Genomic DNA, 22236 nt, shown 5'->3' with positions numbered 1-22236 from the left:
TAAATATGAAACCTGAAGATTAAACATGACTGAATCTTTTGCTCAACTGTTTGAAGAATCCTTAAAAGAAATCGAAACCCGCCCGGGTTCCATTGTTCGCGGTGTTGTTGTTGCTATCGACAAAGACGTAGTACTGGTTGACGCCGGTCTGAAATCTGAGTCCGCCATTCCGGCTGAGCAGTTCAAAAACGCCCAGGGCGAGCTGGAAATCCAGGTTGGTGACGAAGTTGACGTTGCTCTGGATGCAGTAGAAGACGGCTTCGGTGAAACCCTGCTGTCCCGTGAAAAAGCTAAACGTCACGAAGCTTGGATCACGCTGGAAAAAGCTTACGAAGACGCTGAAACTGTTACCGGTGTTATCAACGGCAAAGTTAAAGGTGGCTTCACTGTTGAGCTGAACGGTATTCGTGCGTTCCTGCCAGGTTCTCTGGTAGACGTTCGTCCGGTCCGTGACACTCTGCACCTGGAAGGCAAAGAGCTTGAATTCAAAGTAATCAAGCTTGACCAGAAGCGTAACAACGTTGTTGTTTCCCGTCGTGCGGTTATCGAATCCGAGAACAGCGCAGAACGCGATCAGCTGCTGGAAAACCTGCAGGAAGGCATGGAAGTTAAAGGTATCGTTAAGAACCTCACTGACTACGGTGCATTCGTTGATCTGGGCGGCGTTGACGGCCTGCTGCACATCACCGACATGGCATGGAAACGCGTTAAGCATCCGAGCGAAATCGTAAACGTTGGCGACGAAATCACTGTTAAAGTGCTGAAATTCGACCGCGAGCGTACTCGTGTATCTCTGGGCCTGAAACAGCTGGGCGAAGATCCGTGGGTGGCTATCGCTAAACGTTACCCGGAAGGCACCAAGCTGACTGGCCGCGTTACCAACCTGACCGACTACGGCTGCTTCGTTGAAATCGAAGAAGGCGTTGAAGGCCTGGTTCACGTTTCCGAAATGGATTGGACCAACAAAAACATCCACCCGTCCAAAGTTGTTAACGTTGGCGACGTAGTGGAAGTTATGGTTCTGGATATCGACGAAGAACGTCGTCGTATCTCCTTGGGTCTGAAACAGTGCAAATCCAACCCGTGGCAGCAGTTCGCTGAAACCCACAACAAGGGCGACCGCGTTGAAGGTAAAATCAAGTCTATCACTGACTTCGGTATCTTCATCGGCCTGGACGGCGGTATCGATGGCCTGGTTCACCTGTCTGACATCTCCTGGAACGTTGCAGGCGAAGAAGCAGTCCGTGAATACAAAAAAGGCGACGAAATCGCAGCCGTTGTTCTGCAGGTTGACGCAGAGCGTGAGCGTATCTCTCTGGGCGTTAAACAACTCGCAGAAGATCCGTTCAACAACTACGTTGCACTGAACAAGAAAGGCGCAATCGTAAACGGTAAAGTCACTGCAGTTGATGCTAAAGGCGCAACCGTAGAACTGGCTGACGGCGTTGAAGGTTACCTGCGTGCTTCTGAAGCTTCCCGTGACCGCGTTGAAGACGCAACTCTGGTTCTGAATGTTGGCGATGATGTTGAAGCTAAATTCACTGGCGTTGACCGTAAGAACCGCGTAGTTAGCCTGTCTGTTCGTGCGAAAGACGAAGCTGACGAGAAAGATGCAATCGCTTCTGTTAACAACAAACAGGAAGAAGGCAACTTCTCTAACGCTATGGCTGAAGCTTTCAAAGCAGCGAAAGGCGAGTAAGTTACTCCCTACTTTGCGGACTGTAGTGACGAAGTTAACGCACTGTGGTTCGCAGGGTGATGAGTTACTTGACAGATTGCAGGATTCGTCCTGTAATCAATGACAAAGGGCGGCTACGGCCGCCCTTGTTAAAGCTATTAAGCGAATTTTTGCCTTGAAGGAAACCGGAGGAATCATGACCAAGTCAGAATTGATCGAAAGACTTGCAAGCCAGCAATCGCATATTCCGGCAAAAGCCGTGGAAGATGCCGTAAAAGAGATGCTGGAGCATATGGCCTCTACTCTTGCCCAGGGTGAGCGCATTGAGATCCGCGGTTTCGGCAGTTTTTCTCTGCACTATCGTGCACCTCGCACCGGGCGTAACCCCAAAACAGGCGACAAAGTGGATCTGGAAGGAAAATATGTTCCCCACTTTAAACCGGGTAAAGAATTACGCGACCGCGCCAATATTTATGAATAAGTTTTAGCGAAGCGCTGAAGCTTAAACTGCAGAAAAGCACCGTCAGGGTGCTTTTTTGTTTTGTGCCAGTCTGAATTTTTCGGGGCCCAGCTCGTAATGCTTTATGCGTAAAATGTAACGCTGTAAAAACTTACCAGCCTGTGCCGCAACAGCGTAATCACTTTCAAGACACTGCAACTGCAACGCCGCATACTTCCTGTGCAACAAGGAGGTGTGCATGACCTTACCCGCGCTCAGCGCCTGTATTATAGCCGGCATTTTGCCACTGCTGTGGTTGCCTGCATTACCGGATATCCGACTTGTCTGGTGGGTACTGGCATTGGGGTGTCTGTTCGCGTACAGCCAAAAGCCGGTGGTGCGTTACTGCGGGTTCACACTCCTGTTCTTTGTTTGGGGGATCCTCGCCGCACAGCAAACCCTCTGGCCGACCCAACATCTGACAGGTGGTAATCGCCATGTTGAGGTGATGCTCACCGAAACCGACAACATGACCCGCCATCAGGGGAAAATTCTCCGTCTGGATGGCGTACCCCTTTACCCTGCGCCCGGCATTATTTTTTACGGGGAGTATCTTCCCCGGCAGGCGTGTAGCGGGCAACGCTGGGCGATGACGATTCGTGCTCGTCCGGTGCACGGGCAGCTTAACGAAGGTGGTTTTGACTCCCAACGTTATGCTCTGGCATCCCATCAACCTTTAAGCGGGCGAATCATTCATGCCCGAATACTGGACGCACGTTGTAGCTGGCGCGCCGGGTATCTGCAATCGTTGACGGAACGGCTGGTTCCATACGCCTGGCAGCCAGTCATCCTGGCTTTGGGAATGGGCGAGCGCTCGGCGCTGAACAGTGACGTGAAAAACGCGATGCGCCAAACCGGCACGGCGCATCTGATGGCGATCTCCGGGTTGCATATCGCACTTGCGTCTATGCTGGTGTGGCTTATCGTACGCGCTGTGCAGTTTTTCCTTCCCGTCCGTTGGATTGATTGGCGGTTGCCGTTGCTCTTAAGCGTGGGCGGCGCGATTGGCTATGCATGGCTGACGGGGTTACAACCTCCGGCTCTACGCACGGCGGTGGCGTTAAGCGTCTGGGCTGCGTTGAGACTTTCGGGGCGTCTGTGGTCGCCCTGGCAGGTATGGCTATGCTGTGTGGCGGCTATTTTGTTTACCGATCCGCTTGCCGTTCTCTCTGACAGCCTGTGGTTATCTGCTTTTGCGGTGGCTGCGTTACTGTTTTGGTATCAGTGGCTCCCCATTCCTGGTACAGACCTGCGCGGGTGGGTGAGGGGCTGCATTAACCTTCTCTATCTGCAGGCCGGTATGACACTGCTGCTTTTGCCAATCCAGTTGTCGATATTCCATGGCATCAGCCTCACTTCTCTGGTGGCGAACCTGGCAGCTATCCCGTTGGTTACCTTCGTGGCCGTACCCTTCATTCTGTTGGGGATGGTGCTGCATCTAACCGGGCCTTCAATAATGGAGACGGTCTGTTGGTATGTCGCGGATAACACGCTGGAAATACTCTTCAGTTTTTTACGTTGGCTCCCTCCGGGCTGGTTAAATGTTGACATGCGCTGGCAGTGGCTGGCATGGGTACCCTGGTGCACGTTGATGGCCTGGCGTTTGAACCTGTGGCGTACTATGCCCGCGGTTTGCCTGGCATCACTGGTGATATTGGCTTTTCCATTCTGGCGAAGTGAGCGGAGCGGGGAGTGGTCAGTACACATGCTGGATGTCGGGCATGGGCTTGCTCTGGTGATTGAACGTGACGGTAAAGCGATCCTTTATGATACTGGCTCGGCCTGGCCGGGTGGCGACAGCGGGCAGCAGTTAATTATCCCGTGGTTGCGCTGGCATGCGCTTGAGCCTGAAGGCGTTATTCTGAGTCATGAACATTTGGATCATCGTGGGGGACTGAACAGTTTACTGAATAACTGGCCAGGGATGTGGGTGCGAAGCCCGTTAGGCTGGGCGGGACATCATCCCTGTTTCCGTGGTGAAAAATGGCAGTGGCAAGGGTTAAATTTCAGCGTTCACTGGCCTCTGCAAGGCTCAACGGCCCAGGGTAATAACCGTTCATGCGTGGTGAGGGTAGATGATGGTCAGAACAGTATTTTGCTGACTGGTGATATTGAGGCACAAGGGGAGATGGCGATGCTGAGTCATTATTGGGAACATCTTGCTTCCACACTGGTGCAGGTACCCCATCATGGGAGCAATACCTCATCAACGCTGCCTTTTATCCAACGCATCGGTGGTAACGCTGCGCTGGCGTCGGCTTCACGCTATAACGCCTGGCGCTTACCCTCGGCAAAAGTGACGACACGCTACCGCCAACAAGGCTATCGCTGGTTTGATACTGCCCACCAGGGGCAGACAACGATAGCTTTCTCAGCGCAGGGCTGGGAAATCCATAGCTTACGAGATCAACTTTTACCTCGTTGGTATCATCAGTGGTTTGGCGTCCCCAGCGATAACAGGTAGAATATGCGGCTATTTCAACAAGTGCTGGTTTTTTGAATGCAGAACGATAAAGATCTCTCCACGTGGCAGACTTTCCGCCGACTTTGGCCAACCATTGCGCCTTTCAAAGCGGGTCTGATCGTGTCGGGGATAGCGTTAATCCTCAACGCAGCCAGCGATACTTTTATGCTATCGCTGCTCAAACCGTTACTGGATGATGGTTTTGGTAAAACGGACCGTTCAGTGCTGCTGTGGATGCCGCTGGTGGTTATCGGGCTGATGATCCTACGTGGTATCACCAGTTATATCTCCAGCTACTGTATTTCCTGGGTTTCCGGAAAAGTAGTAATGACCATGCGCCGCCGTTTGTTCGGCCACATGATGGGGATGCCTGTTTCCTTCTTTGACAAACAGTCTACGGGGACGTTGCTGTCACGAATTACTTACGATTCCGAACAGGTTGCGTCCTCTTCTTCCAGTGCGTTGATCACAGTGGTGCGCGAAGGTGCATCGATCATCGGCCTGTTTATTATGATGTTTTGGTATAGCTGGCAATTGTCGGTGATCCTGATTGTGCTGGCACCTATTGTGTCGTTTGCTATTCGCGTGGTGTCCAAGCGCTTCCGCAACATCAGTAAAAACATGCAAAACACCATGGGGCAGGTAACCACCAGTGCGGAGCAAATGCTGAAAGGGCATAAAGAAGTGCTGATGTTTGGTGGCCAGCAAGTAGAAACCAGTCGTTTCGATAAAGTCAGCAACAAGATGCGCCTGCAAGGGATGAAAATGGTATCAGCCTCGTCCATTTCAGACCCGATCATTCAGCTTATTGCTTCTCTTGCTCTGGCATTTGTGCTCTATGCCGCGAGCTTCCCAAGCGTGATGGATACGCTGACGGCCGGTACGATCACCGTGGTGTTCTCTTCGATGATTGCACTGATGCGCCCGCTGAAATCCTTGACTAACGTCAACGCTCAATTCCAGCGCGGTATGGCTGCCTGCCAGACCTTGTTCGCCATCCTCGATAGCGAGCAGGAAAAAGATGAAGGCACTCGTGTGATTGAACGCGCTCGCGGGGATATCGAATTCCGCAATGTCACGTTCACGTATCCAGGACGGGAAACGCCCGCGCTGCGCAATATCAATCTGACAATCCCTGCGGGGAAAACCGTTGCATTGGTGGGGCGTTCTGGCTCCGGTAAATCGACGATGGCCAGCCTGATCACGCGTTTTTATGATATCGACGAAGGTCAAATTCTGATGGATGGCCACGATCTGCGTGAGTACAAACTCTCTTCATTGCGCGATCAGGTGGCGCTGGTGTCGCAAAATGTCCATTTGTTTAACGACACCGTTGCTAACAACATCGCCTATGCGCGTACCGAAGAGTACAGTCGCGAAGAGATTGAGCAAGCTGCGAAGATGGCTTATGCCCTCGACTTTATCAATAAAATGGATCAAGGCCTGGATACGATCATCGGTGAAAACGGTGTATTGCTCTCTGGCGGTCAGCGTCAGCGTATCGCGATTGCCCGCGCGTTGTTGCGTGACAGCCCAATCCTGATCCTTGATGAAGCGACCTCTGCGCTGGATACCGAGTCTGAACGGGCTATTCAGGCGGCGTTAAACGAGCTGCAAAAAAACCGTACTTCTATGGTTATTGCTCACCGGCTTTCGACCATTGAGAAAGCGGATGAGATTGTTGTGGTAGAGGATGGTCGCATCGTTGAACGCGGTAGCCATGCCGAATTGTTGGCGCAGCGTGGCGTCTATGCGCAGCTTCATAAGATGCAGTTTGGCGAATGATTGCACGCATCTGGTCCGGTGAATCGCCGCTGTGGCGGTTGCTGTTGCCGCTCTCCTGGCTCTATGGCCTGGTGAGTGGTGTCATCCGTCTTGCCTATCGTCTGGGCCTGAAGCAAGCCTGGCGCGCACCGGTTCCGGTGGTTGTGGTGGGTAATCTGACCGCCGGCGGCAATGGTAAAACACCGGTGGTCATCTGGCTCGTGGAACAGTTGCAGCAGCGTGGCATTCGTGTTGGCGTGGTTTCGCGTGGCTACGGCGGCAAAGCGGATCGCTATCCTCTTTTATTAACGCCAACTACTGCTACGACACAGGCCGGGGACGAGCCGGTGTTGATCTATCAGCGCACGGGGGCGCCGGTTGCCGTCTCGCCTGTACGGGCCGAAGCTGTGAAAGCGATTCTGGCGCAGCATCCGGTGCAACTTATTGTTACGGATGATGGTTTGCAGCACTACCGGCTTGCCCGCGATATGGAAATTGTGGTCATTGATGGCGTCAGGCGCTTCGGCAATGGCTGGTGGTTGCCTGCCGGGCCGATGCGCGAACGCGCATCACGTCTGAAAACAGTCAATGCCATCATCACCAATGGTGGAGTGGCAAAGCACGGTGAAATCCCGATGCGTCTGCAGCCTGGGATGGCTATCAACCTGCGTACCGGTGAGCGCCGTGACGTCCACGAACTGAAGCATGTGGTGGCGATGGCAGGTATTGGTCATCCCCCCCGTTTTTTTACCACCCTGGCAGAGAGCGGCGTAACGCTGGAGAAGACGGTAGCACTGGCCGATCATCAGGCGCTCACCCATAATGATGTCCACGTACTGGTGAAACCCGGGCAGACATTAGTCATGACCGAGAAAGATGCCGTTAAGTGCCGTGCTTTTGCCGAAGACAATTGGTGGTATTTGCCTGTAGACGCACAACTGGACGGCGAACAGGCGGAGAAATTATTGCAGGAATTGCTCACTCTGGCGCGCTGACGACTGTTGCATCGGCTGCGCCCTGTTGACTTAACAGGAACTCCCATGTCTGTGCCGCACCTTTCACTGACCGCCGCCCGTCATCTGCATCTCGCCGCCCAGGGGCTATTACGTAAACCCTCGCGGCGCGCCAGACCTGCAGATATCCTCACCACGATTCAGCGTATGTCGCTGTTGCAAATTGATACCATCAACATTGTTGCTCGCAGCCCTTATCTGGTCCTGTTCAGCCGCCTGGGTCATTACCCGCCGCACTGGCTGGATGATGCCCTGAAAAACGGCGAGTTGATGGAATATTGGGCGCATGAAGCCTGTTTTTTACCGCGTGAGGATTTTGCGCTGATGCGCCACCGCATGCTGTCACCGGGTAACATGGGGTGGAAATACCGCCAGGCATGGATGGACGAGCATGCGGACGAAATCGCGCTGCTTATTGCACATATCCGGCAAAATGGCCCGGTACGTTCGGCGGATTTCGAACATCCCCGCAAAGGCACCAGCGGCTGGTGGGAGTGGAAACCCCACAAACGCCATCTCGAAGGGCTCTTTACCGCCGGGCAAGTAATGGTGGTTGAGCGCCGGAATTTTCAGCGTGTTTATGATTTAACCCATCGGGTCATGCCGCACTGGGATGATACGCGCGACCTGTTACCACAAGCCGAAGCCGAATATCGCATGCTGGAGAATAGTGCGCGCAGCCTGGGGATTTTTCGTGCTCAGTGGCTGGCAGATTACTATCGCCTGCGTCAACCTGCGTTGCCCGTCCTGCTGGAGCGGTTACAGGCCGCGCAACAGATCTACCCCGTCAACATTGAGCGCATTGGTCCGGCATGGCTGCACGCATCGCTGTTGCCGCTTTTAGAGCAGGCCGAGGCCGATAAACTGCGGGCCACGCACAGTGCGGTGCTTTCGCCGTTTGACCCGGTGGTTTGGGATCGTAAACGAGCAGAACAGCTGTTTGATTTCAGCTATCGACTGGAGTGCTATACCCCTGCGCCAAAACGGCAATACGGCTATTTTGTTCTGCCGCTGCTGCATCGCGGTCGGCTTGTCGGGCGTATGGATGCCAAAATGCACCGTAAAGAAGGGATACTGGAGGTTATTGCGCTCTATCTTGAAACGGGTGTGAAACCGACTGATGCTCTGGAAAAGGGGTTGCAGGTTGCAATAACTGATTTTGCCCGTTGGCAGGGGGCGCAGCGGGTCACCTTTTCCCGTCTGCCGGAAGGGCTCTTTTTGGCATTGCGCGCTGGTCTGGAAACAGGCGCGGTGTAAGAGTTGAATATGTTAAGCTTAACCCGTTAATCGTCGGTGCATCAGGAGGAAAAATGGATCACCGTTTACTTGAAATCATCGCCTGCCCGGTTTGTAACGGCAAACTGTATTACACCCAGGATAAGCAGGAGCTGATCTGCAAAGTGGATAGCCTGGCCTTTCCTGTCCGTGAAGGTATTCCCGTGCTGCTGGAAAACGAAGCGCGTTCGTTAACTGCCGAAGAGAACCGTCCATGAGTTTTGTGGTGATAATTCCTGCTCGTTATGCTTCAACACGTCTGCCGGGTAAGCCCTTAGTGGATATTAATGGTAAACCGATGGTGGTGCATGTGCTGGAGCGCGCCCGTGAGTCGGGGGCTGAACGCATCATCGTTGCCACGGATAACGAAGCGGTGAAGCATGCAGTGGAAGCGGTGGGCGGCGAAGTCTGCATGACCCGCGTCGATCACCAGTCCGGTACTGAACGGCTGGCGGAAGTGGTGGAAAAATGCGGTTTCAGCGATGACACTCTGATTGTCAACGTGCAAGGTGATGAGCCGATGATCCCGCCGGCCATTATTCGCCAGGTTGCAGATAATCTGGCCACACGCGATGTTGGCATGGCGACATTGGCGGTGCCGATTCACAGTGCGGAAGAAGCGTTCAATCCTAACGCCGTGAAAGTGGTGATGGATGCCGAAGGTTATGCACTCTATTTTTCTCGCGCCACCATTCCCTGGGATCGCGATCGCTTTGCGCTTTCCCGCGAAACGATTGGCGATACCTTTCTGCGCCATATTGGTATTTATGGTTACCGCGCCGGTTTTATCCGCCGTTATGTCAGTTGGCAAACCAGTCCGCTTGAGCAGATTGAGATGCTGGAGCAACTGCGTGTGCTCTGGTATGGCGAGAAAATACATGTCGCAGTGGCGAGCGTTGTCCCCGGCACCGGTGTCGATACGCAAGACGATCTGGAACGCGTTCGGGCAGAACTGCATTAATCTCCTCACCCCCTTCATTCGAAGGGGATTTCTCTTCAAATAGTCAAATTCTTAAACTGTTTTGATCTCATCAGGGTGACATCTCTCGCCCTGGCGCTCATTATAAAAGCAGTAGTCTTGATGAGGGCATCTGCTATGGAACAACTGCGCGCCGAACTAAGTCATCTGCTGGGAGAAAAATTGAGTCGTATGGAGTGCGTCAGCGAAAAACCTGACTCGGCACTCTGGTCTTTATATGACAGTAAGGGCAACCCGATGCCATTACTGGCGAGAACTTTCTCCACGCCGGGTCTTGCGCGACAGTTGGCCTGGAAAGTTTCAATGCTCGCACGCAGTGGTACGGTGCGGATGCCGGTGGTCTACGGCGTCATGACCCATGAAGAACATCCGGGGCCGGATGTGCTGCTGATTGAGCGTCTGCGTGGTGTTCCCGTTGAAGCGCCCGCACGTACGCCGGAACGCTGGGAGCAACTGAAAGATCAGATTGTCGAGGGGCTGCTCGCCTGGCATCGGCAGGACAGTCACGGCTGCGTGGGAACGGTCGATAGCACGCAGGAAAATATCTGGCCATCCTGGTACCGCCAGCGCGTTGAAGTGCTGTGGACCACCCTGAATCAGTATCACAATACCGGCCTGACCATGCAGGATAAACGTGTGCTGTTTCGCACCCGGGAGTGCCTGCCGACTTTGTTTGAAGGATTTAACGACAATTGCGTGCTGGTGCATGGTAGCTTTAATTTGCGCAGTATGCTGAAAGATGCCCGTAGCGATCAGTTACTGGCGATGGTCGGGCCGGGCATTATGCTGTGGGCGCCGCGTGAATATGAACTGTTCCGCCTGGTCGATAGCGCGCAGGCGGAAGATCTGCTCTGGCACTACTTACAGCGTGCGCCCGTGGCGGAGTCGTTCCTCTGGCGACGCTGGCTGTATCTGTTATGGGATGAAGTGGCGCAACTGGTGAATACCGGGCAATTTAGCCGCACCAACTTTGAACTGGCCTCTAAATCACTGCTCCCCTGGCTCTCCTGAACTGCCTTTCAGCCACTGCCAGAGCCTTCCCAGTGTTTCATATCCTACCCGGTCGCTGTGCAGCAGCCAGACCGGGGAGGGGATAACCCGTTCCCATGGATTAAGCGGCGAGCTGACCGCCAGTTGGTTGGCTGGAGCCGGAAGCGGATGCAGTCCGACATGCTGGAAAAAGATCATTGCCCGTGGCAGATGCGAGGCAGAGGTGACCAGCAGGAAAGGCACATCGCCAATCGCCGCTTTGACCGCCGCCGCTTCCTCTTCCGTATCTTTCGGTTCATCCAGTGTGATGATATCGCTACGCGGCACGCCCAGGCTTTCTGCCACGCGCGCGCCCGCTTCGGCAGTGCTGACCGGGTTGGTTTCCGCCGCCGCGCCGGTAAAGATAAGTTTTGCGCCAGGGTTCGCCAGCCACAGACGGATCCCTTCATTGAGCCGCGGTAAGCTGTTGCTGATCAGATTAGAACTGGGCGCCCAGTCGTCGTTCCAGGTGTAGCCACCGCCGAGTATCACGATATATTTTACGGGCTGTGTTCCGCGCCAGGTCGGGTATTTATCTTCGATCGGTTTTAGCAGCCCATCGGCGACAGGTTGCAGGCTTAACAACAGCAGTACCACCCAGCCAAGGGTGACAACGGCTTTGCCGGTTTTTTGCCAGCGGCTGAACCACACCAGCGCGAGGCCCAAACCGATCAGCAAAAGTAACAAAGGCAGGGGCAGCATCAGGCCGCCGATGTATTTTTTGAGGGTAAAAAGCACCGTATCCGTCTCCTTTTTGAGCATACAGCAGATGATTTCAGGGGATCTTACATCGGATGGGTTCATTATCGGTACGGCTGTGACAAAATAGCGGTTTTGTCGCAAGCGTGGAGCGGTCATGAAGGATCGAAATTTCGACGACATCGCGGAGAAATTCTCACGCAATATCTATGGCACCACCAAGGGGCAGTTGCGTCAGGCAATCCTTTGGCAGGATCTTGATCTATTGCTGGCGTCAATGGGACCAGGCAAATTACACGTGCTGGATGCTGGCGGCGGAGAAGGGCAAACGGCGATCCGTATGGCGCAACGGGGCCATCGGGTGACGCTGTGCGATGTGTCGAAAGAGATGATTGCACGCGCGCAGGCTGCGGCCGACGAGAAAGGTGTGAGCGGTAACATGCATTTCGTACAATGCGCCGCTCAGGACATTGCACAGCATTTGGAATCGCCGGTTGATCTGATATTGTTTCATGCTGTGCTTGAATGGGTCGCAGAACCCGTCAGCGTATTACAGACCCTATGGTCGGTGTTGCGCCCTGGCGGTGCGTTGTCGTTGATGTTCTATAACGCTGACGGGCTATTGATGCACAATATGGTGGCAGGGAATTTTGATTACGTGCGGGCAGGTATGCCGAAACGTAAAAAGCGGACTCTCTCCCCGGACCATCCGCGCATTCCTGCGGATGTCTACGGCTGGCTTGAAGACATTGGTTGGCAGATAACCGGGAAAACCGGCGTACGTGTTTTTCACGATTACCTTCGCGAGAAACACCAGCAGCATGACTGTTTCGATGCGTTGCTTGAACTGGAAACGCGCTATTGTCGCCAGGAGCCGTATATCAGTCTCGGCCGCTATATTCACGTGACCGCGCTTAGGCCGAAAATCGATGGAAGGACAAACGATGAGTGAATTTTCCCAGACAGTCCCCGAACTGGTTGCCTGGGCCAGAAAAAATGATTTCTCCATCTCACTGCCGGTCGACAGGCTCTCTTTTTTGCTGGCTGTCGCCACGCTTAACGGCGAGCGTCTGGACGGTGAAATGAGCGAAGGCGAGCTGGTAGATGCCTTTCGTTATGTGAGTGATGCTTTTGAGCAAACCAGTGAAACCATCGTTCAGCGCGCCAACAACGCCATTAACGATATGGTGCGTCAGCGTTTATTAAACCGTTTTACCAGTGAGTTAACGGAAGGCAATGCGATCTACCGTTTGACGCCGTTGGGTATCGGCATCACGGACTACTACATCCGCCAGCGTGAGTTTTCTACGCTGCGCCTCTCGATGCAGTTGTCGATCGTGGCCGGGGAGTTAAAACGCGCTGCCGATGCAGCAGACGAGGGCGGTGATGAGTTTCACTGGCACCGTAACGTCTATGCGCCGTTAAAATATTCGGTGGCGGAGATCTTCGACAGTATCGACCTCACCCAGCGCGTGATGGATGAGCAGCAGCAGCAGGTGAAAGATGACATTGCCCAGTTGCTGAACAAAGACTGGCGTGCGGCGATTTCCAGTTGCGAAATGTTGTTGTCGGAAACCTCCGGCACCTTGCGCGAGCTGCAGGACACGCTGGAAGCCGCCGGAGACAAATTGCAGGCCAATTTGCTGCGCATCCAGGATGCAACCATGGCGCACAGCGATTTAGAGTTCCTCGACCAGTTGGTGTTCAACCTGCAAAGCAAGCTGGACCGTATTGTGAGCTGGGGCCAACAGGCGATTGACCTGTGGATCGGCTATGACCGTCACGTGCATAAATTTATCCGTACCGCCATTGATATGGATAAAAACCGCGTTTTTGCCCAGCGTCTGCGCCAATCGGTACAGTCTTATTTCGACGCTCCATGGGCACTGACCTACGCCAATGCTGACCGCTTACTCGATATGCGCGATGAAGAGATGGCGCTGCGCGATGAAGAAGTGACCGGTGAACTGCCGCCGGATCTGGAGTTCGAAGAGTTTAACGAAATCCGCGAGCAACTTGCGGCGATGATCGAGCAGCAACTGGCAATTTATAAGACCAAAGGGGTGCCGTTGGATCTCGGCCTGGTGGCCCGCGAGTATCTGGCGCAGTATCCGCGCGTTCGTCATTTCGACATTGCGCGCATTGTGGTTGATCAGGCGGTACGTCTCGGCGTAGCGCAAGCAGATTTCACCGGCCTGCCGCCGAAATGGCAGCCGATTAATGATTACGGAGCCAAGGTACAGGCGCATGTCATCGACAAATATTGAACAAGTGATGCCGGTCAAACTGGCGCAGGCATTGGCTAACTCGCTGTTTCCGGCGCTGGACAGCGCGCTACGCTCGGGCAGACATATTGGTCTCGACGAGCTGGATAATCACGCCTTTTTAATGGATTTCCAGGAGTACCTGGAAGAGTTTTACGCCCGCTACAACGTTGAATTGATTCGCGCGCCGGAAGGTTTCTTCTATCTGCGCCCGCGTTCCACCACGCTTATCCCGCGCTCGGTGCTTTCTGAACTGGATATGATGGTTGGCAAAATCCTCTGCTACCTCTATCTCAGCCCGGAACGTCTGGCTAACGAAGGGATCTTCACCCAACAGGAGCTGTATGACGAGTTGCTGTCGCTGGCGGATGAACCGAAACTGTTGAAGCTGGTGAATAACCGCTCAACCGGTTCCGACCTGGACCGGCAAAAACTGCAGGAAAAGGTGCGTTCCTCGTTAAACCGTCTGCGCCGTCTCGGCATGATCTGGTTTATGGGAAATGACAGCAGCAAGTTCCGCATCACTGAATCGGTGTTCCGCTTTGGTGCGGATGTCCGCTCGGGCGATGATCCGCGTGAGGCGCAACTGCGCATGATCCGCGACGGTGAAGCGATGCCTGTCGAAAACCACCTGCAGCTCAATGATGAGCCTGAAGACAATCAGCCGGATAGCTCGGAGGAAGAGTAATGATCGATCGTGGTAAGTTCCGTTCGCTAACGCTGATTAACTGGAACGGCTTTTTTGCCCGCACCTTTGACCTGGATGAACTGGTAACCACCCTCTCCGGGGGGAACGGCGCCGGGAAATCCACCACTATGGCGGCGTTTGTCACCGCACTGATTCCGGATCTGACGCTGCTGCATTTCCGTAACACCACTGAAGCCGGAGCCACGTCAGGCTCCCGTGATAAAGGTCTGCACGGGAAGCTAAAAGCCGGTGTCTGTTATTCGGTGCTCGATGTGATCAACTCCCGTCATCAGCGTGTGCTGGTGGGGGTGCGTCTGCAGCAGGTTGCCGGTCGCGATCGTAAAGTGGACATTAAACCGTTTGCCATTCAGGGCCTGCCGACAGCCATGCTGCCGACTCAGTTACTGACGGAAACCCTGAACGAACGCCAGGCGCGGGTGTTGTCGCTGCAGGAAGTGAAAGACAAACTGGATGCGATGGAAGGCGTACAGTTTAAGCAGTTCAACTCTATTACTGACTACCATGCGCTGATGTTCGATCTGGGCATTGTCGCGCGGCGTCTGCGTTCTGCTTCGGATCGCAGTAAGTTCTATCGTCTGATTGAGGCCTCGCTGTACGGCGGGATCTCCAGCGCCATTACCCGTTCTCTTCGCGATTATCTGTTACCGGAAAACGGTGGTGTCCGTAAGGCGTTCCAGGACATGGAAGCTGCGTTGCGCGAAAACCGCATGACGCTGGAAGCTATCCGTGTGACTCAGTCGGATCGCGATCTGTTTAAGCATTTAATCAGTGAAGCCACTAACTACGTGGCGGCGGATTATATGCGCCACGCTAACGAACGTCGGGTGCATCTGGACAAGGCGCTGGAGTTTCGTCGTGAACTGTTTACATCGCGTCAGCAGCTGGCGGCGGAACAATACAAGCATGTTGATATGGCGCGCGAGCTCTCTGAGCACGCCGGATCGGAAGGGGATCTGGAAGCGGATTATCAGGCCGCCAGTGACCACCTGAACCTGGTGCAGACGGCACTGCGTCAGCAGGAAAAAATTGAACGCTACGAAGCGGATCTGGACGAACTGAGCATTCGTCTCGAAGAGCAACATGAAGTGGTGGCGGAAGCCGCCGAGCGCCAGGAAGAGAACGAAGCCCGCGCCGAAGCGGCTGAACTGGAAGTGGATGAGCTGAAAAGCCAGCTTGCAGACTACCAGCAGGCGCTGGACGTACAGCAAACCCGCGCTATCCAGTACAACCAGGCGCTGCAGGCGTTGCAGCGTGCAAAAGAGCTGTGCCGTCTGCCGGATCTGACGGCAGAAACCGCCGATGAATGGCTGGAAACCTTCCAGGCGAAAGAGCAGGAAGCCACAGAAAAACTGCTGTCACTGGATCAGAAACTGAGCGTAGCCCAGACGGCGCACAGCCAGTTTGAGCAGGCGTATCAACTGGTGGCGGCCATCAATGGCCCGCTGGCCCGTGATGAAGCCTGGGATGTTGCCCGCGACTTATTGCGCGATGGTGTTAACCAGCGCCATTTAGCGGAGCAGGTTCAGCCGCTACGTATGCGTCTGAATGAGCTGGAGCAGCGTCTGCGTGAGCAGCAGGATGCTGAGCGTTTGCTGGCGGAGTTCTGCAAACGCCAGGGTAAGCAGTATGACGCCGAAGAGTTAGAGGCGCTGCATCAGCAACTGGAAGCGCAAATCGCTGCACTGTCCGATAATGTCGCTGCCGCGGGTGAACAGCGTATGGCGATGCGTCAGGAACTGGAGCAGCTGCAATCACGTATTCAGTCGCTGACCAAACGCGCGCCTGTCTGGCTGGCGGCGCAGAGTAGTCTGACGCAACTGTGCGAGCAGAGCGGCGAGCAGTTTGAATCCGGTCAGGATGTGACCGAATACCTGCAACAACTGCTGGAGCGCGAGCGGGAAGCCATCGTTGAACGTGACGAAATTGGCGCGCGCAAACGTGCAGTGGACGACGAAATTGAACGGTTAAGTCAGCCTGGCGGCGCGGAAGACGGGCGTCTGAATGCGCTGGCGGAACGCTTTGGCGGCGTGCTGCTGTCAGAAATTTACGATGATGTCAGCATTGACGATGCGCCGTACTACTCTGCGTTGTACGGCCCCTCGCGCCATGCCATTGTGGTGCCGGATCTGTCGCAGATCGCCGAAATGCTGGAAGGCCTGGATGATTGCCCGGAAGATCTCTATTTGATTGAAGGGGATCCACAATCCTTTGATGACAGCGTGTTCAGCGTTGATGAGCTGGAGAAAGCGGTGGTCGTGAAGATTGCCGATCGCCAGTGGCGCTACTCTCGTTTCCCGACGCTGCCGCTGTTTGGCCGCGCAGCCCGCGAAAGCCGCATTGAAAGCCTGCACGCCGAACGTGAAGAACTGGCGGAGCGTTTTGCTACCCTCTCTTTCGATGTGCAAAAAACGCAGCGTCTGCATCAGGCGTTCAGCCGCTTTATTGGCAGCCATCTGGCGGTGGCGTTCGAAGACGATCCGGAAGCGGAGATCCGTACGCTCAACAGCCGCCGCGGTGAGCTGGAGCGCGCCATCAGCGCTCATGAGAACGACAACCAGCAAAGCCGTGTACAGTTTGAGCAGGCGAAAGAGGGCGTGGCGCAGCTTAACCGCTTATTGCCCCGCATCAACTTGCTGGCTGACGATACGCTGGCGGATCGCGTAGATGAGATCCAGGAGCGTCTGGATGAGGCGCAGGAAGCCGCCCGCTTTATTCAGCAGTTTGGCAACCAGCTGGCAAAACTGGAGCCGATGGTGTCGGTGCTGCAAAGCGACCCGGAGCAGTTTGAACAGTTAAAAGAAGATTACGCCGCCTCACAGCAGGTGCAGCGTGAGGCGCGCCAGCAGGCATTTGTGCTGGCGGAAGTGGTGCAACGCCGCGCCCATTTCAGCTATTCCGATGCGGCTGAAATGTTTAACGGCAACAACGATCTCAACGAAAAATTGCGTCAGCGCCTGGAGCAGGCGGAAGCGGAACGAACCAAAGCCCGTGAAGCGATGCGTAGCCATGCGGCGCAGTACGGTCAGTACAACCAGGTGCTGGCTTCGCTGAAAAGTTCGTTTGATACCAAAAAAGAGCTGCTTAACGATCTGCAAAAAGAGTTGCAGGAGATCGGCGTACGTGCGGATGGCGGCGCGGAAGAGCGGGCGCGTATTCGCCGCGACGAACTGCATGCACAACTCTCTACCAACCGTGCCCGTCGCAACCAACTGGAAAAAGCGCTCACATTCTGTGAAGCGGAGATGGATAACCTGACACGCAGACTGCGCAAGCTGGAACGTGATTATCATGAGATGCGCGAGCAGGTGGTGACCGCGAAAGCGGGCTGGTGTGCGGTGATGCGCATGGTGAAAGACAATGGCGTAGAACGCCGTTTGCACCGCCGTGAGCTGGCTTATCTCTCCGCTGACGAACTGCGTTCGATGTCGGATAAGGCGTTGGGGGCATTGCGTCTGGCAGTATCAGACAATGAGCATCTGCGCGATGTACTGCGTATGTCGGAAGATCCAAAACGTCCGGAGCGCAAGATCCAGTTCTTCGTCGCCGTGTATCAGCATCTGCGCGAGCGTATCCGTCAGGATATTATTCGTACTGATGATCCGGTTGAAGCCATTGAACAGATGGAGATCGAACTCAGCCGTCTGACGGAAGAACTGACGTCCCGCGAGCAGAAACTGGCCATCAGCTCCCGCAGTGTGGCGAATATTATTCGTAAAACCATTCAGCGCGAGCAGAACCGTATTCGTATGCTGAACCAGGGGCTGCAAAGCGTCTCCTTCGGCCAGGTTAACAGTGTGCGTCTGAATGTGAACGTGCGCGAAAGCCATGCCACGTTGCTGACGGTGCTTTCAGAGCAACATGAGCAGCATCAGGATCTGTTTAACAGCAGCCGCCTGACCTTCTCGGAAGCGCTGGCGAAACTCTATCAGCGCCTGAACCCGCAAATCGATATGGGCCAACGCACGCCGCAGACCATTGGTGAAGAGCTGCTGGACTACCGCAACTATCTGGAGATGGAAGTGGAAGTTAACCGTGGCTCCGACGGCTGGTTACGTGCAGAATCCGGCGCGCTCTCCACCGGGGAGGCTATCGGTACCGGGATGTCGATTCTGGTGATGGTCGTGCAGAGCTGGGAAGATGAAGCCCGTCGCCTGCGCGGCAAAGATATTTCGCCGTGTCGTCTGTTGTTCCTTGATGAGGCGGCACGTCTCGATGCCCGTTCCATTGCGACCTTGTTCGAGCTGTGTGAACGTCTGGAGATGCAGTTGATCATTGCCGCGCCGGAAAACATCAGCCCGGAAAAAGGCACAACGTATAAACTGGTACGTAAAGTCTTCCAGAATCATGAACATGTGCATGTGGTCGGTCTGCGCGGCTTCGCGGCGCAACTACCGGAAACATTGCCGGGTACCGCAGACGCTTCATAGCGTGTGTGATGAACGCAAAGGGCGGCATATGTGTCGCCCTTTTTTTATTTTTGAACGCTATGCCTGCCGGTTTTTTATCTTTAAACTTCTTTACACCAGGTCAGGCAAATGGTTTTTGCTGTTTATATACTGATAGAAAGCTGACGAATTCGTCATGCGCAATGTGAGAGAAACAGGGGGCAAGGGATGTTGCTTGAGAAGTTGTATGGTCGTCGAATGTCGGCGCTGAGTTTGTGTCTGGCATTTGCATTCGCTCCGCTGTTTGGTGTGCAGGCCGATGAGCCTGAAGTGATTCCTGTTGATAGTTCAGCCACGCAGGGCGATCAACCGACCGCGCTCGCACAGCCGCTGGAACAGTCGCCTGCAACGGCAATGATGGCAGGTATCACACCTTATCCTGCCGGTGTTTCAGTAACAGCAGTGCGTGCGCAGTTGCAGTCGCAATTGCCGGCGAACTGGACACCGGTCTATATGAACCAGCTCGCTGCGCTCTATGCCGCGCGGGGGCAAAAACCCATGTGGGACAACCGTGATGCGGTGCAGGCGTTTCAGCAACAACTGGCTGAAGTGGCAATTGCCGGTTTTCAGCCGCAATTTACCGCTTGGGTTGAGCTGTTAACCGATCCTGGTGTGTCGGGGCTGGCGCGCGATATTGTGCTGTCGGATGCGATGCTGGGGTACCTGCATTTTGTTGAAGGTATTCAGACAAAAGGGCAGCGCTGGCTCTATAGCGACAAACCCTACACGCTGGCGTCGCCGGCTCTTTCCGTTATCAATCAGTGGCAGCTGGCGCTGGATAAGGACTCACTGCCTGGTTTCATCAATAGCCTGGCTCCGCACCACCCGCAATATACGGCAATGCACCGGTCGTTACTGGCGCTGGTGGCCGATGCGCGCCCGTGGCCGCAATTAAAAGATACTGCGTCCCTTCGTCCTGGTCAGTGGAGCAATGATATTGCTGCGCTGCGCGAAATTTTACAGCGTACCGGTATGCTGGATGGTGGCCCCAATATCGCGCTGCCGGGCGATGATGTCGCCGTCAGCCCGTCGGCTCAGCCGGTGAAAAAAACGCACGCAACGGCTGCAGCGCGCGGTCCTTATGATCGTCAGCTGGTCGAAGCGGTAAAACGCTTTCAGTCCTGGCAGGGGCTACATGCGGACGGGGTGATCGGTCAGTCAACGCGTGACTGGCTTAACATTAGCCCGGCGCAACGTGCAGCCGTGCTGGCACTGAATATTCAACGCCTTCGCCTGCTGCCCGGTAATCTCGCGACCGGAATTATGGTGAATATTCCGGAATATTCACTGGTTTATTACCTGAACGGTAACCCGGTGCTGGCATCAAGGGTGATTGTCGGCCGACCCGATCGTAAAACGCCGATGATGAGCAGCGCGCTAAGCAATGTCGTGGTCAACCCGCCGTGGAATGTTCCACCAACGCTGGCGCGAAAAGACATCCTGCCGAAAGTATGGAGTGATCCGGGTTATCTGGAACGCCATGGCTATACCGTGCTCCGCGGCTGGAACAGCAAGGAAGCGATCGATCCCTCTATGGTGGATTGGGCGACAATTACGCCATCAAACCTGCCGTTCCGGTTCCAGCAGGCACCTGGTGCGCAGAACTCGCTGGGCCGCTATAAGTTCAATATGCCGAGTTCTGACGCTATCTATTTGCACGATACGCCGAACCATAACCTGTTTCAGAAAGAGACGCGGGCACTGAGTTCAGGCTGTGTACGTGTGAATAAAGCCTCTGAGTTGGCGAATATGCTTCTGCAGGATGCCGGCTGGAATGACGCGCGTATTTCCGATGCGTTGAAGCAAGGGGATACCCGTTACGTGAATATCCGTCAGGATATTCCGGTCAATTTCTATTATTTGACGGCGTTTGTCGGGGCTGATGGTCGCACGCAGTATCGTACAGATATTTACAATTATGATCTGACGGCGCGATCCGGTGCACAAATCCTGCCAAAAGCGGAGCAATTAATCAGGTAAATGAAGCAGTTCGTAAAATAACGTTGTCGTAAGAAAAGGTGAAAAACGGGTCAGGTAAGCTACAGAGCCCGTATTTGCTGGGATGAGGCAACCTTGACGTGGACTTTGATGCCCGGTAAGGTGCCTCTCGTGCGCATAAAAGTGCATAAATTACGTTCAATTTTATGTTGCCTGAAGACCTGATTATCATGGATAAATTTGACGCTAATCGTCGCAAACTGCTTGCTTTAGGTGGGGTCGCTCTCGGCGCATCCTTCTTGCCGACGCAGGCATTTGCCACCCTTTCTACTCCACGCCCGCGTATTCTGACGCTTAATAATCTTCATACCGGAGAATCTATTAAAGCCGAGTTTTTCGACGGCAGGGGCTATATTCAGGATGAATTAGCAAAACTTAACCACTTTTTCCGTGATTATCGCGCGAATAAGATCAAAAGCATCGATCCTCGTCTGTTTGATCAGCTTTATCGTCTGCAGGGGCTGTTAGGAACACGCAAACCTGTGCAACTCGTTTCTGGTTATCGTTCTGTTGATACCAATAATGAACTTCGTGAGCATAGCCGTGGAGTGGCGAAAAAGAGTTATCACACCAAAGGGCAGGCCATGGATTTTCATATCGAAGGGATTTCTCTGAGCAATATTCGCAAAGCTGCGTTATCTCTGCGCGCGGGTGGTGTAGGATATTACCCCAGCAGCAACTTTGTGCATATTGATACCGGGCCGCTTCGGCACTGGTAAACCTCAGGCCTGAGCTACAGGAGCAGCATGAACTATCGTATTATTCCGGTTACCGCATTCTCCCAGAACTGTTCGCTTGTCTGGTGTGAACAAACCCAACTTGCCGCCGTGGTCGATCCTGGCGGTGATGCTGAGCGTATTATTCAGGAAGTGGATGCTTCCGGCCTGACGCTCACGCAGATTCTGCTGACGCATGGTCATCTCGATCACGTTGGCGCGGCGGCTGAAGTAGCACAGCATTATGGTGTGCCTATTATCGGCCCGGAAAAGCAAGATGAGTTCTGGCTGCAAGGCTTACCGGCGCAAAGCCGGATGTTTGGTCTTGATGATTGTCAGCCGCTGACGCCGGATCGCTGGCTGGATGAAGGCGATACGGTCAGCGTGGGCAAAGTGAGTTTACAGGTGTTGCACTGCCCGGGGCATACGCCGGGTCACGTGGTGTTCTTCGACGCGCAATCGCGTTTGCTGATTTCCGGCGATGTGGTGTTTAAAGGCGGCGTAGGGCGCAGCGATTTCCCGCAGGGCAACCATGCGCAACTGATTGACTCCATCAAACGCAAGTTATTGCCGCTTGGCGATGATGTGACGTTTATTCCCGGCCACGGTCCTCTGTCGACGCTGGGTGATGAACGGCTGCATAACCCGTTTTTGCAGGATGAGCAGCCAGTCTGGTAAATAAAAAAGGGTCGCCGTGGCGACCC

The 22236-nt window shown here is 54.4% G+C and carries 17 protein-coding genes; 16 read left to right on the top strand and 1 reads right to left on the bottom strand.

The window, feature by feature from the left end; all coding sequences use genetic code 11:
* Positions 1-25 precede the first annotated feature (25 nt).
* The 9 genes from rpsA (at position 26) to O9K67_RS16080 (ending at position 10683) form a co-directional block, all read left to right on the top strand.
* Positions 26-1699 (top strand): 30S ribosomal protein S1, encoded by a 1674-nt coding sequence (rpsA, locus tag O9K67_RS16120; protein ID WP_017456188.1) that lies wholly within the window; start codon positions 26-28, stop codon positions 1697-1699.
* A gap of 175 nt (positions 1700-1874) precedes the next feature.
* Positions 1875-2159, top strand: a complete 285-nt coding sequence (ihfB, locus tag O9K67_RS16115; RefSeq protein ID WP_007374142.1) for an integration host factor subunit beta — start codon at positions 1875-1877, stop codon at positions 2157-2159.
* A 217-nt stretch (positions 2160-2376) separates the two neighbouring features.
* On the top strand, positions 2377-4641 hold the full coding sequence (locus tag O9K67_RS16110; RefSeq protein WP_061494678.1) for a ComEC family protein: 2265 nt from the start codon (positions 2377-2379) through the stop codon (positions 4639-4641).
* Positions 4642-4677: 36 nt separating this feature from the next.
* Positions 4678-6426: a lipid A ABC transporter ATP-binding protein/permease MsbA gene (gene msbA / locus O9K67_RS16105; RefSeq protein ID WP_061494679.1), complete on the top strand. Its 1749-nt coding sequence runs from the start codon at positions 4678-4680 to the stop codon at positions 6424-6426.
* Positions 6423-7400 (top strand): tetraacyldisaccharide 4'-kinase, encoded by a 978-nt coding sequence (gene lpxK / locus O9K67_RS16100; protein WP_061494680.1) that lies wholly within the window; start codon positions 6423-6425, stop codon positions 7398-7400. Before msbA ends, lpxK begins: the two co-directional genes overlap by 4 nt.
* A 45-nt stretch (positions 7401-7445) precedes the next feature.
* Positions 7446-8675 (top strand): winged helix-turn-helix domain-containing protein, encoded by a 1230-nt coding sequence (locus tag O9K67_RS16095; RefSeq protein ID WP_061494681.1) that lies wholly within the window; start codon positions 7446-7448, stop codon positions 8673-8675.
* Between the two features lie 53 nt (positions 8676-8728).
* The gene (ycaR, locus tag O9K67_RS16090) at positions 8729-8911 is read left to right on the top strand and encodes a protein YcaR (RefSeq protein WP_061494682.1); all 183 of its coding nucleotides are present in this window, start codon (positions 8729-8731) and stop codon (positions 8909-8911) included.
* The gene (gene kdsB, locus O9K67_RS16085) at positions 8908-9654 is read left to right on the top strand and encodes a 3-deoxy-manno-octulosonate cytidylyltransferase (protein WP_061494683.1); all 747 of its coding nucleotides are present in this window, start codon (positions 8908-8910) and stop codon (positions 9652-9654) included. Before ycaR ends, kdsB begins: the two co-directional genes overlap by 4 nt.
* 135 nt (positions 9655-9789) lie before the next feature.
* Positions 9790-10683: a YcbJ family phosphotransferase gene (locus tag O9K67_RS16080; RefSeq protein WP_061494684.1), complete on the top strand. Its 894-nt coding sequence runs from the start codon at positions 9790-9792 to the stop codon at positions 10681-10683.
* On the opposite strand, the gene elyC is transcribed toward O9K67_RS16080, so the two are convergent.
* Positions 10660-11439 (bottom strand): envelope biogenesis factor ElyC, encoded by a 780-nt coding sequence (gene elyC, locus O9K67_RS16075; protein ID WP_061494685.1) that lies wholly within the window; start codon positions 11437-11439, stop codon positions 10660-10662. The two genes, O9K67_RS16080 and elyC, sit on opposite strands and share 24 nt — an antisense overlap.
* Positions 11440-11557: 118 nt before the next feature.
* On the opposite strand from elyC, the gene cmoM reads away from it, so the two are divergent.
* From cmoM to O9K67_RS16040, 7 genes are all read left to right on the top strand, one after another.
* Positions 11558-12352 carry a tRNA uridine 5-oxyacetic acid(34) methyltransferase CmoM gene (gene cmoM / locus O9K67_RS16070; RefSeq protein ID WP_061494686.1) on the top strand — a complete coding sequence of 265 codons (795 nt, stop codon included), beginning with the start codon at positions 11558-11560 and terminating at the stop codon, positions 12350-12352.
* Positions 12345-13667: a chromosome partition protein MukF gene (gene mukF, locus O9K67_RS16065; protein WP_061494687.1), complete on the top strand. Its 1323-nt coding sequence runs from the start codon at positions 12345-12347 to the stop codon at positions 13665-13667. Before cmoM ends, mukF begins: the two co-directional genes overlap by 8 nt.
* On the top strand, positions 13648-14352 hold the full coding sequence (mukE, locus tag O9K67_RS16060) for a chromosome partition protein MukE (protein WP_061494688.1): 705 nt from the start codon (positions 13648-13650) through the stop codon (positions 14350-14352). The genes mukF and mukE overlap by 20 nt, the downstream gene beginning before the upstream one ends.
* Positions 14352-18800 carry a chromosome partition protein MukB gene (mukB, locus tag O9K67_RS16055; RefSeq protein WP_061494689.1) on the top strand — a complete coding sequence of 1483 codons (4449 nt, stop codon included), beginning with the start codon at positions 14352-14354 and terminating at the stop codon, positions 18798-18800. The genes mukE and mukB overlap by 1 nt, the downstream gene beginning before the upstream one ends.
* Positions 18801-18986: 186 nt before the next feature.
* Positions 18987-20798, top strand: coding sequence for a L,D-transpeptidase (gene ldtD / locus O9K67_RS16050; RefSeq protein ID WP_061494690.1), 1812 nt, complete (start codon positions 18987-18989; stop codon positions 20796-20798).
* A gap of 188 nt (positions 20799-20986) precedes the next feature.
* A complete protein-coding gene (locus O9K67_RS16045; protein ID WP_061499947.1) occupies positions 20987-21535 on the top strand; it encodes a YcbK family protein in 549 nt (182 codons plus the stop codon).
* Between the two features lie 27 nt (positions 21536-21562).
* Positions 21563-22210, top strand: a complete 648-nt coding sequence (locus O9K67_RS16040) for an MBL fold metallo-hydrolase (RefSeq protein ID WP_061494691.1) — start codon at positions 21563-21565, stop codon at positions 22208-22210.
* The last annotated feature ends 26 nt before the right edge of the window (positions 22211-22236 follow it).

The sequence above is a fragment of the Kosakonia oryzendophytica genome (assembly GCF_027886705.1).
Lineage (GTDB): Bacteria > Pseudomonadota > Gammaproteobacteria > Enterobacterales > Enterobacteriaceae > Kosakonia > Kosakonia oryzendophytica.
The sequence above is the reverse complement of the archived record's forward strand: the minus strand, read 5'-3'. Positions and strand labels throughout refer to the sequence as shown.

Coding starts and splice junctions, on each gene's coding strand:
- kdsB (WP_061494683.1), top strand. CDS start 8,908: ATGAGTTTTGTGGTGATAATTCCTGCTCGTTATGCTTCAACACGTCTG.
- ldtD (WP_061494690.1), top strand. CDS start 18,987: ATGTTGCTTGAGAAGTTGTATGGTCGTCGAATGTCGGCGCTGAGTTTG.
- O9K67_RS16095 (WP_061494681.1), top strand. CDS start 7,446: ATGTCTGTGCCGCACCTTTCACTGACCGCCGCCCGTCATCTGCATCTC.
- lpxK (WP_061494680.1), top strand. CDS start 6,423: ATGATTGCACGCATCTGGTCCGGTGAATCGCCGCTGTGGCGGTTGCTG.
- cmoM (WP_061494686.1), top strand. CDS start 11,558: ATGAAGGATCGAAATTTCGACGACATCGCGGAGAAATTCTCACGCAAT.
- rpsA (WP_017456188.1), top strand. CDS start 26: ATGACTGAATCTTTTGCTCAACTGTTTGAAGAATCCTTAAAAGAAATC.
- ycaR (WP_061494682.1), top strand. CDS start 8,729: ATGGATCACCGTTTACTTGAAATCATCGCCTGCCCGGTTTGTAACGGC.
- O9K67_RS16045 (WP_061499947.1), top strand. CDS start 20,987: ATGGATAAATTTGACGCTAATCGTCGCAAACTGCTTGCTTTAGGTGGG.
- O9K67_RS16110 (WP_061494678.1), top strand. CDS start 2,377: ATGACCTTACCCGCGCTCAGCGCCTGTATTATAGCCGGCATTTTGCCA.
- mukB (WP_061494689.1), top strand. CDS start 14,352: ATGATCGATCGTGGTAAGTTCCGTTCGCTAACGCTGATTAACTGGAAC.
- mukF (WP_061494687.1), top strand. CDS start 12,345: ATGAGTGAATTTTCCCAGACAGTCCCCGAACTGGTTGCCTGGGCCAGA.
- O9K67_RS16080 (WP_061494684.1), top strand. CDS start 9,790: ATGGAACAACTGCGCGCCGAACTAAGTCATCTGCTGGGAGAAAAATTG.
- O9K67_RS16040 (WP_061494691.1), top strand. CDS start 21,563: ATGAACTATCGTATTATTCCGGTTACCGCATTCTCCCAGAACTGTTCG.
- mukE (WP_061494688.1), top strand. CDS start 13,648: ATGTCATCGACAAATATTGAACAAGTGATGCCGGTCAAACTGGCGCAG.
- msbA (WP_061494679.1), top strand. CDS start 4,678: ATGCAGAACGATAAAGATCTCTCCACGTGGCAGACTTTCCGCCGACTT.
- ihfB (WP_007374142.1), top strand. CDS start 1,875: ATGACCAAGTCAGAATTGATCGAAAGACTTGCAAGCCAGCAATCGCAT.